We start from the raw sequence: 15,884 nt of genomic DNA, 5'->3' as shown, positions 1-15,884 counted from the left end.
CTCCCGAAGCAGGCCGAAGGGCAGAACACATGCAGAACGACGACAAACTCCTCGACTACCTCAAGCAGACCACCGCGAAGCTCCGGACCACGCGGGCCCGGCTGCGCGAGGCGACGGAGCGGGAGCGGGAGCCGGTCGCGATCGTCGGGATGGCCTGCCGCTACCCCGGGGGCGTCCGCGACCCCGAGGGGCTGTGGGAGCTGCTGGCCTCCGGCGGGGACGCGGTCGGTGACTTCCCCACCGACCGCGGCTGGGACCTCGACGCCCTCTTCGACCCCGACCCGGCGGCGCCGTACACCAGCGACGTCGCCCGGGCCGGCTTCGTGGCCGGAGCGGCGGACTTCGACGCCGGCTTCTTCGGGATCAGCCCGCGCGAAGCCCTCGCGATGGACCCCCAGCAGCGCCTGCTGCTGGAAACCGCCTGGGAGGCCGTCGAACGCGCCGGTATCGACCCGGCGTCGCTGAAGGGATCCGGCACCGGCGTGTTCGCGGGCGCAGCGCCCTCCGGATACCCCGGCGACGGCGACATATCCGGCTCCGAGGCACACCTGATCACCGGTACGGCGATGAGCGTGCTGTCCGGACGGATCTCCTACGCGCTGGGGCTGGTGGGGCCGGCCGTCTCGGTGGACACCGCCTGCTCCTCCTCCCTGGTCGCCGTCCACCTCGCGACCCAGGCGCTGCGCTCGGGGGAGTGCTCGATGGCCCTGGCCGGCGGGGTGACGGTGATCGTCGGCCCGGGCGAGTTCGTGGGCTTCTCGGCACAGAACGCGCTGGCGGCGGACGGCCGGTGCAAGGCGTTCGGCGCGGACGCCGACGGCATGGGCATCGCCGAAGGCGTCGGCGTGCTCGTCCTGGAACGCCTCTCCGACGCCCGCCGCAACAACCACCGGATCCTCGCCGTCATCCGCGGCAGCGCCTACAACCAGGACGGCGCCTCCAACGGCCTGTCCGCCCCCAACGGCCCCTCGCAGCGGCGCGTCATCCGCGCCGCCCTGGCCAACGCCCGTCTCACCACGGCCGACGTGGACGTCGTCGAGGCCCACGGCACCGGCACCACCCTGGGCGACCCCATCGAAGCGCAGGCCCTGCTGGCGACCTACGGGCAGGGGCATCCGGCCGACCGGCCGCTGTGGCTGGGCTCGGTCAAGTCGAACATCGGACACGCCCAGCAGGCCGCGGGTGTCGCCGGCATCATCAAAATGGTGCTGGCCCTCCAGCACGGAACGCTCCCGGCCACCCTGCACGCCGCACAGCCCACCCCGCACGTCGACTGGTCCGCCGGGCACGTGAGCCTGCTTCAGGAACCCGTGGCCTGGCCCGCGGGCGACCGGCCGCGCCGCGCCGGCGTATCGGCCTTCGGGATCAGCGGCACCAACGCGCACCTCATCCTCGAAGAGGCCCCCGCCCACGAGCCCGCCGCCCACGACCCGGCCGCCCACGAGCCCGCCGCCTCCGGGGAAGCGCCCGCGGACGATCCCCGCGGCGGGGAACCGCGCACGGCACAGGACACCGGCCCCGCCCCGGGACCGCACCGGCCGCGGCTGCTGGGCCCGGACATCGAGGCCGTGACCTTCGCCGTCTCCGGACGGTCCGCCGCCGCCCTCGCCGGCCAGGCGGAGCGGCTGAAGGCACATCTGCTGAACCGCCCGGAACTGGTATCCGCCGAGGTGGGCCGGGCGCTCGTCACCACCCGTACCGCGTTCGAGCACCGTGCGGTGGTGCTGGGCGGGACCCGGGACGAACTGCTGGCGGGGCTCGCCGCGGTGGCGGCAGACCGGCCCGTGCCCGGTGTGGTGACGGGGACGGCGGCGCCCGGCGAGGGCGAGACGGTGTTCGTCTTCCCCGGCCAGGGCAGCCAGTGGATCGGCATGGGCCGCGAACTCGCCTCCCAGTCACCGGTGTTCGCCGCCAGGCTGGCCGAGTGCGCGGCAGCCCTCGCCCCGTACGTGGACTGGGAGCTGGACGACGTCCTCGCCGGACACCACGGCTTCGAAGCCGCCGACGTGGTGCAGCCCGCCCTGTGGGCCGTCATGGTCTCCCTGGCCGCCGTCTGGCAGGCCGCCGGTGTCCGGCCCGGCGCCGTCGTCGGCCACTCCCAGGGCGAGATCGCCGCCGCAGCCGTCGCCGGGATCCTGTCCCTGGACGATGCGGCGAAGGTCGTCGCGCTGCGCAGCCGCACACTGAAGGCGCTGGCCGGGCGGGGCGGCATGCTGTCGATAGCCGAACCCGCCGACACGGTACGGGACCGGATCGTCGGCTTCGGTGACCGGCTGTCGGTCGCCGCGGTCAACGGCCCCTCCGCAACAGTGGTCTCCGGCGAACCCGACGCCCTGCAGGAGCTGCAGGACGCCTGCGGTGAAGCCGTACGGACCCGGATGATCCCCGTCGACTACGCCTCCCACGGCCCGCAGGTCGACGCCCTGCGGACCGACATCCTCACCGCCCTCACCGGCATCACCCCCCAGCCGGCGGCCATCCCGATGATCTCCGCCATGAGCGGTGACATGATCTCCGGCCCCGAACTCGACCCCGGCTACTGGTACGCCAGCCTGCGCGAGCCCGTCGAGTTCGACCGCGCCGTGCGCACCCTCGCCGCCACCGGCCACAGCACCTTCGTCGAGATCTCCCCGCACCCCGTCCTGACCCCGGCCGTCGCCGACACCCCAGACGGGGCACAGCCCCTCGTCACCGTCGACACGCTGCGGCGTGAGGACGGTGGTGCGGACCGGTTGTTGCGGTCGCTGGGTGAGGCGTGGGTGCGGGGTCTGCCGGTGGACTGGGGCACGGTCCTGCCCACCGGCGACAGCACGGGCACGGGTGCGGGTGGGGGTGCGGTGGAGTTGCCGACGTATGCCTTCCAGCACCGGCGTTACTGGCCCGAGTACCCGGTTTCGGCGTACGGGGTGGAGGGCTGGCGCTACCGGATCCGGTGGGAGGCGCTGGACGCGCCGCCGGCGGGCGGGGGTCTGTCGGGTGTCTGGCTGGTGGTGGCGCCGCCCGGGGAAGCGGGCCTTGCGGCCGAGGTGGCGCGGGTTTTGGACGGTGCCGGTGCGCGGGCGCGGGTGGTGGAGGTGGCCGGCGGGTCCGGCCGTGAGGCGCTCGCCGGTGTGCTGGAGGGTGTGGCGGGTGTGGTGTCGCTGCTGGGGTTGGACGAGTCGGGTGCGGGTGCGGGGGGCTGGGTGCCTGCGGGTGTGGTGGGTACGGCGGGTGTGGTGCAGGCCGTGGTGGATGCGGGGTTGGAGGTGCCGGTGTGGGCGGTGACCCGGGGCGCGGTCGCCGTGGCCGGGGGTGAGGTGCCGAGCGCGGCGCAGGCGCAGGTGTGGGCGCTGGGGCAGACGGCCGGTCTGGAACTGCCCAGGGTCTGGGGCGGTCTGGCGGACCTGCCCGCGGGCTGCGAGGTGCTGGACGAGGGTCTGGGCGGGGCGCTGGTGTCCCTCCTGGCCGCGGGCCCGGGCGGTGAGGACCAGGTCGCCCTGCGCCCCTCGGGCAGCTACGCCCGCCGCCTCGTCCACGCCGACCGCACCGACCGTACCGACCGGGGCGAGGACACCCGTACCCACGAAGAAAACACCCCCCGGGCACACTTCACCACCGGCGGCACGGTACTCGTCACGGGCGGCACCGGACTCATCGGCGGGCACACGGCACGGCTGTTCGCCGAACGCGGCGCCGCGCGGACCGTCCTGGTGTCCCGCTCCGGCCCCTCCGCCGCCGGAACCGCACAGCTCGCAGCAGAACTCGCCCAACAAGGCTGCAGTGCGGAGGTGGTGTCCTGCGACATCACCGCCCGCGACGCGGTAGCCCACCTGCTGGACTGGGTCCGGAACACCGGCCCCGGCCTGTCGGCCGTCGTCCACTCCGCAGGCATCGGACACGGAGCCCCCCTGACCGGACTGCAGCCCGCAGAACTCGCCGCAGCCTCACAGGTCAAGATCGCCGGAGCGGCACACCTCCACGAACTCACCACCGCACGCGGCATCGAACTCGACGCCTTCGTCGTCTACTCCTCCGGCGCCGCCGTATGGGGCAGCGGCTACCTCGCCGCCTACGCCGCGGCCAACGCCGCACTCGAAGCCCTGGTCGAACAGCGCCGGGCCGCGGGACTCGCGGGCACCGCCGTGGCCTGGGGCCTGTGGGGCGGCGGCGGCATGGGCGCAGGCCAAGGCGGCGACGCGATGGAAAGCCTCGGCATGCGCCCGATGGCACCCCGCCGCGGCATCAGAGGACTTGCCGAAGCCCTCGACGAGGACCACAGCCGGCTCGCCGTCGCGGACATCGACTGGGACCGCTTCCTGCAGACCTACACCCTGCACCGCCCCAGCCCCCTGCTCGCCCTCCTCCCCGAAGCCGTCCGCGCCCGCCAGGCCGAAACCGAAACCGGACTCGACACCGAAACCGGCACCGGCCGGCCGGACCCCCGGGACAGCACCCCGCTCGTCCGCCGTCTGACCGCGCTCCCGCCCGCCGACCGCAGGACCGCGCTCGAAGACGCCGTACGCGCCGAAGCCGCCGCCGCACTCGGCCACACCGACCCCGAGGAAATCGACCCCCACCAGGCCTTCCGCGATATGGGCTTCGACTCCGTCATGGCCGTCGCCCTGCGCAACCGCCTCGGCGAGATCACCGCCCTGCGGCTGCCCTCCACCCTGGTCTTCGACTACCCCTCCGTCACCGTCCTGTCCGACCTGCTGCACGGCACCCTCTTCGGCACCCCCGAACCCGCCCCCGCCATCCCTGCCCGCCCGGCCCCCGCCCCCGACGGCACCGACGACCCCATCGTCATCGTCGGCATGGGCTGCCGCTTCCCCGGCGGCGCCGGCACCCCCGAACAACTCTGGCAACTCCTCGCCGACGGCACCGACGCCATCAGCACCTTCCCCGACTACCGCGGCTGGGACCTGCACTCCGCCTTCGGCCAGGAAGGCGGCTTCCTCCACGAAGCAGCCGACTTCGACCCCTCCTTCTTCGGCATCGGACCCCACGAAGCCCTCGCCATGGACCCCCAGCAGCGCCTCCTGCTGGAAACCTCCTGGGAAGCCCTCGAACGCGCCGGCATCGACCCCGTCGCCCTCCGCGGCTCCCGCACCGGAGTGTTCGTCGGCGGCTGGATGCAGTTCTACAGCCAGACCCTCGTCGGCAGCACCGCAAGCACCGACACCAGCACCCCCGTCAGCGACGGCGGCTCCGTCCTGTCCGGCCGCGTCTCCTACGTCCTCGGCCTGGAAGGCCCCTCCCTCACCATCGACACCGCCTGCTCCGCCTCACTGGCCGCACTCCACCTGGCCTGCCAGGCACTGCGCGCCGGCGAATGCGACCTCGCCCTGGCCGGCGGTGCCACCGTCATGGCCGTCCCCGGCGCCTTCTCCTTCGGCTCCGCCCTCGGCCTGTCCCCCAACGGCCGCAGCAAAGCGTTCTCCGCATCCGCCGACGGCATGGGCATGGGAGAAGGCGTCGGCATGCTCGCCGTGGAACGGCTCTCCGACGCCCGCCGCCTGGGACACCCCGTACTCGCCGTCGTCCGCGGCACCGCCATCAACCAGGACGGCGCCTCCAACGGCTTCACCGCCCCCAACGGCCTCTCCCAGCAGCGCGTCATCCGCGCCGCCCTCCACTCCGGCGGACTGACCCCCGACCAGATCGACGTGGTCGAAGCCCACGGCACCGGCACCGTCCTCGGCGACCCCATCGAAGCCGGCGCGCTGCTCGCCACCTACGGCCAACAGCGCCCCGCCGAACGGCCGCTGTGGCTCGGCTCGATCAAATCGAACATCGGCCACGCGCAGGGCGCCGCCGGAGTCGCCGGGATCATGAAGATGGTGCTGGCGATGCGCCACGGCATGCTGCCGCGGACCCTGCACGCCGACGAACCCTCCCAGGAGATCGACTGGGAGTCGGGCCACGTCCGGCTGCTGACCCGCGAGCAGCCCTGGCCCGCCTCCGACCGCGGACCGCGCCGGGCCGGGATCTCCGGCTTCGGCATCAGCGGCACCAACGCCCACGTCATCGTGGAGGAGCCGCCCGCCGAAACCCCCGCCGCCGAACCCACCGAAACCGAAACCGGCACCGGCACCGGCGATGGCGGCGGGAGCGGTACGGCCGCGGCCGGGCCGGCGCTGCTGGCCCCCGGCCCCGGCGTCACCGCCTGGCCGCTGTCCGCACGCGGACCCGAAGCCCTCGCCGCACAGGCCGGCCGCATGCTCCCCTTCACCCGCGACACCGAGCCCGCCGCACCGGCTGCCGTCGCCCGCGCCCTGGTCACCGGCCGCAGCCGGTTCCGGCACCGGGCCGTCGCCGTCGGCTCGGACCGTACGGAACTCGCCGCACGGCTCTCCGCCCTCACCGCAGGCCGCCCGGACAGCGCGGTCGCCGTCGGCGACGTCCCCTCCGGCGGCCCCGGCCGCACCGTGTTCGTCTTCCCCGGCCAGGGCTCCCAGTGGGACGGCATGGGCCGCCGGCTGCTGGCGGAGTCACCGGTGTTCGCCGCGGAATTCGCCCGCTGCGCCGCCGCACTGGCACCGCACACCGAATGGGACCCCTACGCGGTACTGAGACAGGACGACAACGCCCCCTCCGTCGAGGAGACCGAGGTGCTGCAGCCACTGCTGTGGGCCGTGATGGTGTCTCTGGCCGCCGTGTGGCGGGCCGCGGGCGTCCACCCCGACGTGGTGACGGGCCACTCCCAGGGCGAGGTGGCGGCAGCCACCGTGGCCGGCATCCTCACCCTCGAAGACGCGGCACGCGTCGTGGCCGTACGCGCACGGATGCTCGCCGGCCTCGACACCGAAGGCGCCATGGTCTCCGTCGTCCTGCCCGTCGGCGAGGTCGCCGGACTCCTGCAGCAGTGGGGCGACCGGCTGGCGATCGCCGCGGTGAACTCCCCCCGGGCCACCGTCGTCTCCGGCGAACCCGAAGCCCTCACCGCCTTCGAACGCGAACTGCGGGCCCGGCGGATCATGCGCTGGCGCGTCCCGGTCAACGGATTCGTCGCCCACTCGCGGCTCTGCGAGCCCCTGGCCGACAAACTCCCCGCAGCCCTGGCCGGCATCCGCCCCCGCACCGGCACCGTCCCCTTCTTCTCCACCGTCGAAGGACGCCTCCTCGACGGCCCCCGGCTCGGCCCCGACTACTGGTACGCCAACGTACGGCGCGGCGTACGGTTCGCCGACGCCGTCGAAACCCTCGCCGCCACCGGACACCGCACCTTCGTCGAAGTCTCCGCCCACCCCGTACTGCTGACCGCCGTCGAAGAAGTACTGGTGCCCCGCGCCGACCTCCCCGACCCCGTCCTCATCGACACGCTGCGGCGTGAGGACGGTGGTGCGGACCGTCTTCTGCGGTCGCTGGGTGAGGCGTGGGTGCGGGGTCTGCCGGTGGACTGGGGCACGGTCCTGCCCACCGGCGACAGCACGGGCACGGGTGCGGGTGGGGGTGCGGTGGAGTTGCCGACGTATGCCTTCCAGCACCGGCGTTACTGGCCCCAGTACCCGGTTTCGGCGTACGGGGTGGAGGGCTGGCGCTACCGGATCCGGTGGGAGGCGCTGGACGCGCCGCTGTCGGGCGGGGGTCTGTCGGGTGTCTGGCTGGTGGTGGCGCCGCCCGGGGAAGCGGGCCTTGCGGCCGAGGTGGCGCGGGTTTTGGACGGTGCCGGTGCGCGGGCGCGGGTGGTGGAGGTGGCCGGTGGGTCCGGCCGTGAGGTGCTCGCCGGTGTGCTGGGCGGTGTGGCGGGTGTGGTGTCGCTGCTGGGGTTGGACGAGTCGGGTGCGGGTGCGGGGGGCTGGGTGCCTGCGGGTGTGGTGGGTACGGCGGGTGTGGTGCAGGCCGTGGTGGATGCAGGGTTGGAGGTGCCGGTGTGGGCGGTGACCCGGGGCGCGGTCGCCGTGGCCGGGGGTGAGGTGCCGAGCGCGGCGCAGGCGCAGGTGTGGGCGCTGGGGCAGACGGCCGGTCTGGAACTGCCCAGGGTCTGGGGCGGTCTGGCGGACCTGCCCGCGGGCTGCGAGGTGCTGGACGAGGGTCTCGGTGGGGCGCTGGTGTCCCTCCTGGCCGCGGGCCCGGGCGGTGAGGACCAGGTCGCCCTGCGCCCCTCGGGCACCTGCGCCCGCCGCCTCGTCCACGCCGACCGCACCGAGGACACCCGGAACACCGCGGCCGGTACGGTTCCGGGCGGCACGCTGCTGGTCACGGGCGGTACCGGACTCATCGGCGGGCATACGGCACGGCTGTTCGCCGAACGCGGCGCCGCGCGGACCGTCCTGGTGTCCCGCTCCGGCCCCTCCGCCGCCGCAGCCGCACAGCTCGCAGCAGAACTCGCCGGGCAGAACTGCGGTGTGGAGGTGGTGTCCTGCGACATCACCGCCCGCGACGCGGTAGCCGGCCTGCTGGACTGGGCCCAGAGGACCGGCCCCGGCCTGTCGGCCGTCGTCCACTCCGCAGGCATCGGACACGGAGCCCCGGTGACAGGGCTGTCGGTGGCGGAACTGGAGACCGCCTCGCAGACGAAGGTCGCGGGAGCGGTCCATCTGCACGAACTCACCGCCGAACGCGGCATCGAACTGGACGCCTTCGTCGTGTTCTCCTCGGTCGCCGCCGTGTGGGGGAGCGGCTACCTCGCCGGCTACGCCGCGGCCAACGCCGCACTGGAAGCCCTGGTCGAACAGCGCCGGGCCGCGGGACTCGCGGGCACCGCCGTGGCCTGGGGCCTGTGGGGCGGCGGCGGAATGGGCGCCGGTGAAGGCGGCGAGGCGATGGAGAGCCTCGGCATGCGCCCGATGGCACCCCGCCGCGGCATCCGGGGCCTTGCCGAAGCCCTGGACGAGGACCACGGCCGGCTCGTCGTCGCGGACCTCGACTGGGACCGCTTCCTGCAGACCTACACCCTGCACCGCCCCAGCCCCCTGCTCGCGCTCCTCCCCGAAGCCGTCCGCGCCCGCCAGGCCGAAACCGGAACCGGACCCGACACCGAAACCGGCACCCACACCACCCCCGAGACCGCGGCCCTCCTCGGCCGGCTCGCCTCGGCCCCGTCCCCCTTCGAACAGGAGACCATCCTCCTCGACGTCGTACGCGAACACGCCGCCGCCGTCCTCGGCCACCCCGGACCGTCCGCCGTCCAGCCCGACGTCACCTTCGTCGAACAGGGCTTCAACTCCCTGTCCGCCGTGGACGTACGCAACCGGCTCGCCCGCGTCACCGGCCTGCGCCTGACCGGACCCCTGGTCTTCGACCACCCCACCCCGGCAGAAACGGCCGCCCATCTGCGGGAACGGCTCGCCACCGGCACCCCCGGCCAGGGCGGCACCGGCCGGCCCGCCCCCCGCTTCGCCCTCACCGCAACCCCCGGCACCCCCGGCACATCACCCGCGGGCTCCGAAGCCGCGGCCCCCGACTCCCTCACCCCCCTCTATCTGCAAGCCCACCGCTCCGGCCGGGGCGCCGACGCCATGCGGATGATCACCGGCCTGGCCGCCTTCCGCCCCTCCTTCACCGACCCCGCCGAACTGGCGGCCCTGCCGCCCCTGGCCCCCCTCACCCGGGGCCCCGTCGACGCCGCCCACCCCCTGCTGATCTGCCTGCCCTCGTTCGGCGCGACCGCCGACGCCCAGGAGTTCGCCCGCCTCGCCCACGGCTTCGGCGGCGAACGGCACATCGTCGCCGCCACCGTCCCCGGCTACACCCCCGGCGAACCGCTCGCCGCAGGCCCCGGCGCCCTCCTCGACCTCTACGCCGAAACCGTACTCAACACCCCCGAACTCGCCTCGGACACCAGCCCGTTCGTCCTCATCGGCTACTCCTCCGGCGGACTGACCGCACACGCGCTCGCCACCCGCCTCACCGAACGCGGCAGGCCCCCGGCCGGCCTGGTCCTCCTCGACACCTTCACCCCCCTGCAGGCCGGCGTCCCCGACGACCTCCTCGCCGACCTGCCGGCGGCCGTACTCGCCAACAACGCCGAAGGCGCCACGGCATCCGGAGTCGGCGGCGACGACTGGCTCACCGCCTTCGCCCACTACTACGACTTCGACTGGCGCGGCCACCTCCCGCACGCCGGGACACTGCCGACCCTCCTGATCCGCCACACCGACACCCCCGACAACACGGGCGCCTCCGACAGCGGCTCCGGCGGTCCGGGCGGGGCGGCCGACTTCGACCGGGCCCCGTGGGCCTACTCCGACGACGTCACCCCGGTGGCCGTACCCGGCGACCACTTCACGATGATCGGCTCCCGGGCCGAGACCACCGCGCAGGCCGTCGAGTCCTGGCTTGCCACGCACCTCAACCCCACTCGGGACAGGGACGATGACTGACACACCGAACGAGCAGCCGGCACAGCACCGTCTCGCCGTCATCGGCGCCGGCGTCATGGGCACCAACATCACCGCCCTCGCCACCGGCCACGGCCTCGACGTCACCCTCGTCGACGTCGACGAGGAGACCCTCACCACGGCCCGCCGAACCATCCGGCACAAACTGGGGCACGCCCAGCTCATGAACGCCCTCCCCGACGGCCGCCCCCGGGGCACCGTGACCACCACCACCCGGCTCGACGGCATCACCGGCGCCACCACCGTCATCGAAGCCGTCGTGGAGATCGCCGAAGTCAAACGGAAGGTCCTGGCCGAAGCCTCCGCCCTGACCGCCCCCGGTACCCTGCTGATCTCCAACACCTCCTGCGTCCCCGTCGACGAGATGGCCGGCTGGGTCGTCCGCGGCGAGGAACTCGTCGGGGTCCACTTCATGAACCCCTCCTACCTGATCAAAATGGTCGAGGTCATCCGCGGCACCGCCACCGCCGACACCACCATGGACGCGGTCGGCAGCCTGCTCCACGCCCTCGGCCGCGAAGCCCTCGTCGTCAACGACGCCCCCGGCTTCGTCATCAACCGCCTCCTGCACCCCCTGATCAACCGCGCGGCCCTGCTCGTCCAGGAAGGCGTGGCCACCGCGGAAACCGTCGACGGCCTGCTGGAAGGCTGCCTCGGGCACACCACAGGACCGCTGCGCACCGCCGACCTGATCGGCATCGACAACCTCGTCGACTCCCTGCAGGTGCTCCACGAACGCACCGGCGACCCCGAATGCGCCCCCTGCGAACTGATGCTGCAGAAAGTCGCCGACGGGCACCACGGCCGCAAGACCGGCCGCGGGTTCTACGACTACCGGACCGCCACCAAAAGGAACACGCCATGACCGCAGCGAACCCCCACGCCGACGGCCCCGCCATCGAGAAGGAGCTGACCGTGTTCCTCGCCGGGCGGACCGGCAGCGAACCCACCCCCGACCAGGACCTCTTCACCACCGGCGTCATCACCTCGATGTTCGCCCTCCAGCTCGTGGTGCACCTGGAAGACGAGTACGACATCGAAATCGTCGGACCCGAGCTGTCCATGGACCACTTCCGCAGCGTGCGCACCATGACGGCCCTGGTCCAGCGCCTCACCCCCGCCGGCCGGGACGCATGACGCCCGCCACCGCCGCCACCGCCGGTGCCGGGATCGACACCGCGGCGATCGACGCACTCGTCGGCGACGGCCCGGCCGCCTGGGACGCGGCCGGCCGCATCCCCGTCGCCCTGCTCCGCAAACTCGGCGCGGCGGGCGTCCTGTGCGCGGAAGTCCCCGCCGCCCTCGGCGGACCGGGCGCCGACCCTCTCGCCAACGGCGAACTCACCGCCCACATCGGCGCCCTGTGCAGCTCGCTGCGGAGCATCATGACCGTCCACGGCATCGCCGCCGCCACCGTGCACCGCTTCGGCGACCGGGCCCAGCGCCGCGACTACCTCGGACAGCTCACCAGCGGCCGGCTCGCCTGCGTGGGCTTCAGCGAACCCGGCGCCGGATCCGACCTCAGCGGTATGACCACCCGCATCCGCCCCGCCGGCGACAGCAGCGGCGACCTCCTGGTCACCGGCGAGAAAATGTGGATCACCGGAGCCGTCTACGCCGACACCGTCCTCGTCTTCGGACAGTACGGCGCCGGGCCCGCCGGGTCCGGCGGGGCCGTCGGGGCCGCGGCCATGGTCCCCGCCGACGCCCCCGGCGTCAGCATCGAACCCGTCAAGGACCCGCTCGGCTGCCGCGCCGCCACCCACTGCCGCATCGTCCTCGACGACGTCCGCATCCCCGCGAGCGCCGTCCTCGGCGGCGGCGGACAGCCCCTGTCCCTGCTCTTCACCACCGCCCTGTCCTACGGCCGCATGTCGGTGGCCTGGGGCTGCGCCGGCATCCTGCGGGCCTGCCTGACCGCCGCCACCGCCGATGCCCGCACCCGCGAACAGGGCGGCGTCCCCATCGCCGAACACCAGCTGGTCGCCCGTCACATCGCCGAGCTCTACACCTCCGAACAGATCGCCACCCAGGCCTGCCGGCACGCCGCACAGCAGTGGACCCGCGGCGCCCCCGACGCGGCCGTCGCCGCCGTCCTGGCCAAACAGGTCGCCGCCACCCACGCCGCCCGCGGCGCCGCCACCGCCGTCCAGGTCCTGGCCTCCCGCGGATTCACCGACGGCCACGTCACCGCCCGCGCCTACCGCGACGCCAAGGCCATGGAACTCATCGAAGGCAGCACCGAGATCTCCCAGCTCATCCTGGCCCGCCATGCCCTTGATATCCACTGACACCCACTGACACCCCCTGACACCACTGACATCCACAGACACCCACCGACGGCCCCGCCGCCCGGCCACCACGACGCATCAGCACCGGCCCCGAAGGAGCGACCCGTGTCCGAAGCACCCGCCCTCGTCAAATGTCTGATCTGGGACCTCGACAACACCCTGTGGCGGGGCACCCTCCTGGAGGACTCCGACGTCGCCCTGCCGGACGAGATCCGCCGCACGATCACCGAACTCGACGCCCGCGGCATCCTCCAGTCCGTCGCCAGCAAGAACGACCACGACCACGCCTGGCAGCGCCTCGAAGCCCTCGGCATCGCCGACTACTTCGTCCTGCCGCAGATCGGCTGGCACCCCAAATCCCGCTCCGTCGCGGAGATAGCCGAACAGATGAACTTCGCCCTCTCGGCGATCGCGTTCATCGACGACCAGCCCGCCGAACGCGCCGAAGTCGCCTACCACCACCCGCAGGTCCGCTGCTACGACGCCGCCCGGGCCGCCGACCTCACCGGCCTGCCCGAGTTCAGCCCCGCCGTCGTCACCGTCGACGCCGCCCGCCGCCGCGACATGTACCGGGCCGGGTTCCGGCGCACCGCCGAACGCGAGAGCTTCACCGGCCCCGACGAAGAGTTCCTGCGCTCCCTGGACCTCGTCATGGAGATCAAACGCGCCGACGAAGCCGACCTCTCCCGCGTCGAGGAACTCACCCTGCGCACCAGCCAGATGAACGCCACCGGCGTGTACTACTCCGACGCCGACCTGCGCGCCCTGATCGCCGACCCCGGGCACGACGTCCTCACCGTCACCCTCACCGACCGCTTCGGCCCGCACGGCGCCGTCGGCGTGCTGCTCCTCGGCTACCACGAGCCGGTCTGGCATCTGAAACTGCTGGCCACCTCGTGCCGGGTGGTCTCCTTCGGTGCGGGCTCGGTCCTGCTGAACTGGCTCACCGACGCGGCCGCCGGCGCCGGTGTCCACCTGGCCGCCGACTTCCGGCAGACCGACCGCAACCGGATGATGGAGATCGCCTACCGGTTCGCCGGCTTCACCGGCGACGCCTGCGACTGCCTCGACGGCCTCCCGGACACCGGCAGCGACCGCACCGGCATCGAGTTCCGCCACCTGGTCGCCGGACCCCGCCCCGCCCCCACCACCATGCGCATCGCCGCCCCCGTCCTCGGCCCGGCCGGCGCCCGCCCCTGAACACCCGCACAGAACACCTGAACAGAACGCGCGCGCACAACAGCGGGCCCGGGGCATCGCCCCGGGCCCGGCCGTGTGAAGTGGGGGAAGGTCAGGGGCTGCCGAGGATGCCCCGGTCGTAGCCCGCCGCGACCGCAGCGGCCCGGTCCTTCACACCCAGCTTGCCGTAGATATGGGTGAGATGGGTCTTCACCGTGGCCTCGCTGATGAACAGCTTCGCCGCGATCTCGCGGTTCGACGTGCCGCGGGCCACCAGGGACAGCACCTCCCGCTCCCGGCCCGACAGCGTCCCGTCGGCGGGCACCGCAGGCCCGCGCACCGCACTCAGCAGCCGGGACGCCACCGCCGGGGAGAGCACGGCCCGGCCGTCCGCAGCCGCCCGCACCGCGGCCAGCAACTCGTCCCGGGGAGCGTCCTTGAGGAGATAACCCGTCGCGCCCGCCTCGATGGCCGGCAGCGTGTCGGTGTCCGTGTCGAACGTGGTGAGCACCAGGACCCGGGAGCGCGCGCCGCGCCGCGTCAGCTCCGCGATCGCGTCGACGCCGTTCCCGCCCGGCATCCGCAGGTCCATCAGCACGACGTCCGGATCCAGCCGGAACGTCATGTCCACGGCCTCGACGCCGCTCGAAGACTCTCCGAGGACCGTGAAACCGGGTGCGGCGGCGAAAATGCCGCGTAAGCCGTCCCGTACGACGGGATGGTCGTCTACCAGCAGCAACGTGATGTCATTCATGGCCCACCCACAGTACGGGAGACAGCCGGACGGTCTCGCCCCCCGAAGGCCCCGGCCCCCGGCCCGCCGGGCCCGCCGTCCGGGTACGGCGAACAGGCCCGCGGGCGGCAGCCGGTGCCCGCCCCGGGCCTGGCCGCCCCCCGGGGCGCACCACGGGCGGCCCGGTCAGTCCAGGAGATCGGGCTGGAGACGGACGATGTGCTCGTACAGCGGCTGGAACTGCATCCAGCCCGCCTCGTCCATCCCCGTCTGGTCATAGGTCAGCTTGGCGTACTCCGGGCTGATCTCCCGGGTCCGGCCGCCCGCCTTGGCCGCCAGCTGCGTCTGCGCGGAACGCTCCATCGTGATGTACCAGTAGGCGGCGGAGTCCACGGACTTGCCGACCGTGAGGTGCCCGTGGTTGCGCAGGATGATGGCCTTCTTGTCGCCGAGCGCGGCGGCCAGCCGGTTGCCCTCGTCGAGGTCCTCCAGCACACCGCTGTAGTTGTCGAACGACGCCTGGTCCTGGTAGAAGACGGCCGCGTCCTGGGTGAGGGGCTCGATGAACTGGTCCGTCGCGGACAGCGCCTTGCCGTAGATGGAATGGGCGTGCGCGGCCCCCACGACATCGGGCCGGTGGCGGTGGATGCAGGCGTGGATGACGAACGCCGGCCGGGAGATCGGGTACCTGCCCTTGAGGACGTTGCCGTGCTCGTCCACCAGCGACAGATCGCTGACCTTCACCTGCGAGAAGGGGATCAGGAACGGGTTGACCCAGAACAGGTTCGGGTACTCCGGGTCGCGGGCGCTGATGTGACCGGCGACCCCCTCGTCGAAACCGAACAGGGCGAACAGCCGCAGGGCAGCGGCCAGACGCTCCTTGCGGTAGCGGCGCTCCTGCGCGGGATCCTCGTAACCGGCCGGGATCTCGGGGGAGTAGTTGGCGGCCAGCACCTCGTCCGGAATGGGCTGAAGACCGTCGAGGGAGAGCTCTTCGCGGGCGATGCTCACGAGGCGGCCTCCGTCTTCTCCCCGGCGGCCACCTCACCCGCACCGGCATCGGCGGCATCGGCGGTGTCGTCGGCATCGGCTGCGGGCTGGGCGGGAACACTGAGGCCCGGAATGGAGATGCCGGGAATCGCCCTGACCGCCTCGAAACCGGCCTCGATGGCCTCGGCCAGAGTCGCGGTGACATCGTCCTCGAACGTGATGCGGGTGACCGCGACCTCCGCGTCCGTGGGCAGGGCCACCGTGGCGAAGGACATGCTCGCGCCGCTCTTCTCCTTGAGAGCGACCGTCTCCTGCTCGGTGACTTCCCGGTCCAGGATCAGTGAGAAGTGGTGTCCCATGGTTGCTGCT

Annotated in this window: 8 protein-coding genes; 5 read left to right on the top strand and 3 right to left on the bottom strand. The window is 73.2% G+C overall.

Annotated features, from left to right (window positions below; all coding sequences use genetic code 11):
- The first annotated feature begins 29 nt into the window (after positions 1-29).
- The 5 genes from B7R87_RS00485 (at position 30) to B7R87_RS00465 (ending at position 13,813) form a co-directional block, all read left to right on the top strand.
- Positions 30-10,304, top strand: coding sequence for a type I polyketide synthase (locus B7R87_RS00485; protein ID WP_130585372.1), 10,275 nt, complete (start codon positions 30-32; stop codon positions 10,302-10,304).
- Positions 10,297-11,187 carry a 3-hydroxyacyl-CoA dehydrogenase family protein gene (locus B7R87_RS00480; protein WP_006344679.1) on the top strand — a complete coding sequence of 297 codons (891 nt, stop codon included), beginning with the start codon at positions 10,297-10,299 and terminating at the stop codon, positions 11,185-11,187. The genes B7R87_RS00485 and B7R87_RS00480 overlap by 8 nt, the downstream gene beginning before the upstream one ends.
- Complete coding sequence (locus B7R87_RS00475) at positions 11,184-11,459, top strand: acyl carrier protein (RefSeq protein ID WP_006344678.1); 276 nt, start codon at positions 11,184-11,186, stop codon at positions 11,457-11,459. The genes B7R87_RS00480 and B7R87_RS00475 overlap by 4 nt, the downstream gene beginning before the upstream one ends.
- Positions 11,456-12,613, top strand: coding sequence for an acyl-CoA dehydrogenase family protein (locus B7R87_RS00470; protein ID WP_006344677.1), 1,158 nt, complete (start codon positions 11,456-11,458; stop codon positions 12,611-12,613). The genes B7R87_RS00475 and B7R87_RS00470 overlap by 4 nt, the downstream gene beginning before the upstream one ends.
- Before the next feature lie 105 nt (positions 12,614-12,718).
- Complete coding sequence (locus B7R87_RS00465; RefSeq protein WP_006344676.1) at positions 12,719-13,813, top strand: HAD-IIIC family phosphatase; 1,095 nt, start codon at positions 12,719-12,721, stop codon at positions 13,811-13,813.
- A gap of 91 nt (positions 13,814-13,904) precedes the next feature.
- On the opposite strand, the gene B7R87_RS00460 is transcribed toward B7R87_RS00465, so the two are convergent.
- From B7R87_RS00460 to B7R87_RS00450, 3 genes are all read right to left on the bottom strand, one after another.
- Positions 13,905-14,546 (bottom strand): response regulator, encoded by a 642-nt coding sequence (locus tag B7R87_RS00460; protein WP_006344675.1) that lies wholly within the window; start codon positions 14,544-14,546, stop codon positions 13,905-13,907.
- 165 nt (positions 14,547-14,711) lie between these two features.
- Entirely contained in the window at positions 14,712-15,491 is a 780-nt protein-coding gene (locus B7R87_RS00455; protein WP_391118517.1) for a class II aldolase/adducin family protein, read from the bottom strand.
- Between the two features lie 41 nt (positions 15,492-15,532).
- Complete coding sequence (locus tag B7R87_RS00450; protein WP_006344673.1) at positions 15,533-15,874, bottom strand: hypothetical protein; 342 nt, start codon at positions 15,872-15,874, stop codon at positions 15,533-15,535.
- Positions 15,875-15,884 lie beyond the last annotated feature (10 nt).

This window comes from Streptomyces tsukubensis (assembly GCF_003932715.1).
In the GTDB taxonomy this organism is placed as follows: domain Bacteria; phylum Actinomycetota; class Actinomycetes; order Streptomycetales; family Streptomycetaceae; genus Streptomyces; species Streptomyces tsukubensis.
The sequence above is the reverse complement of the archived record's forward strand: the minus strand, read 5'-3'. Positions and strand labels throughout refer to the sequence as shown.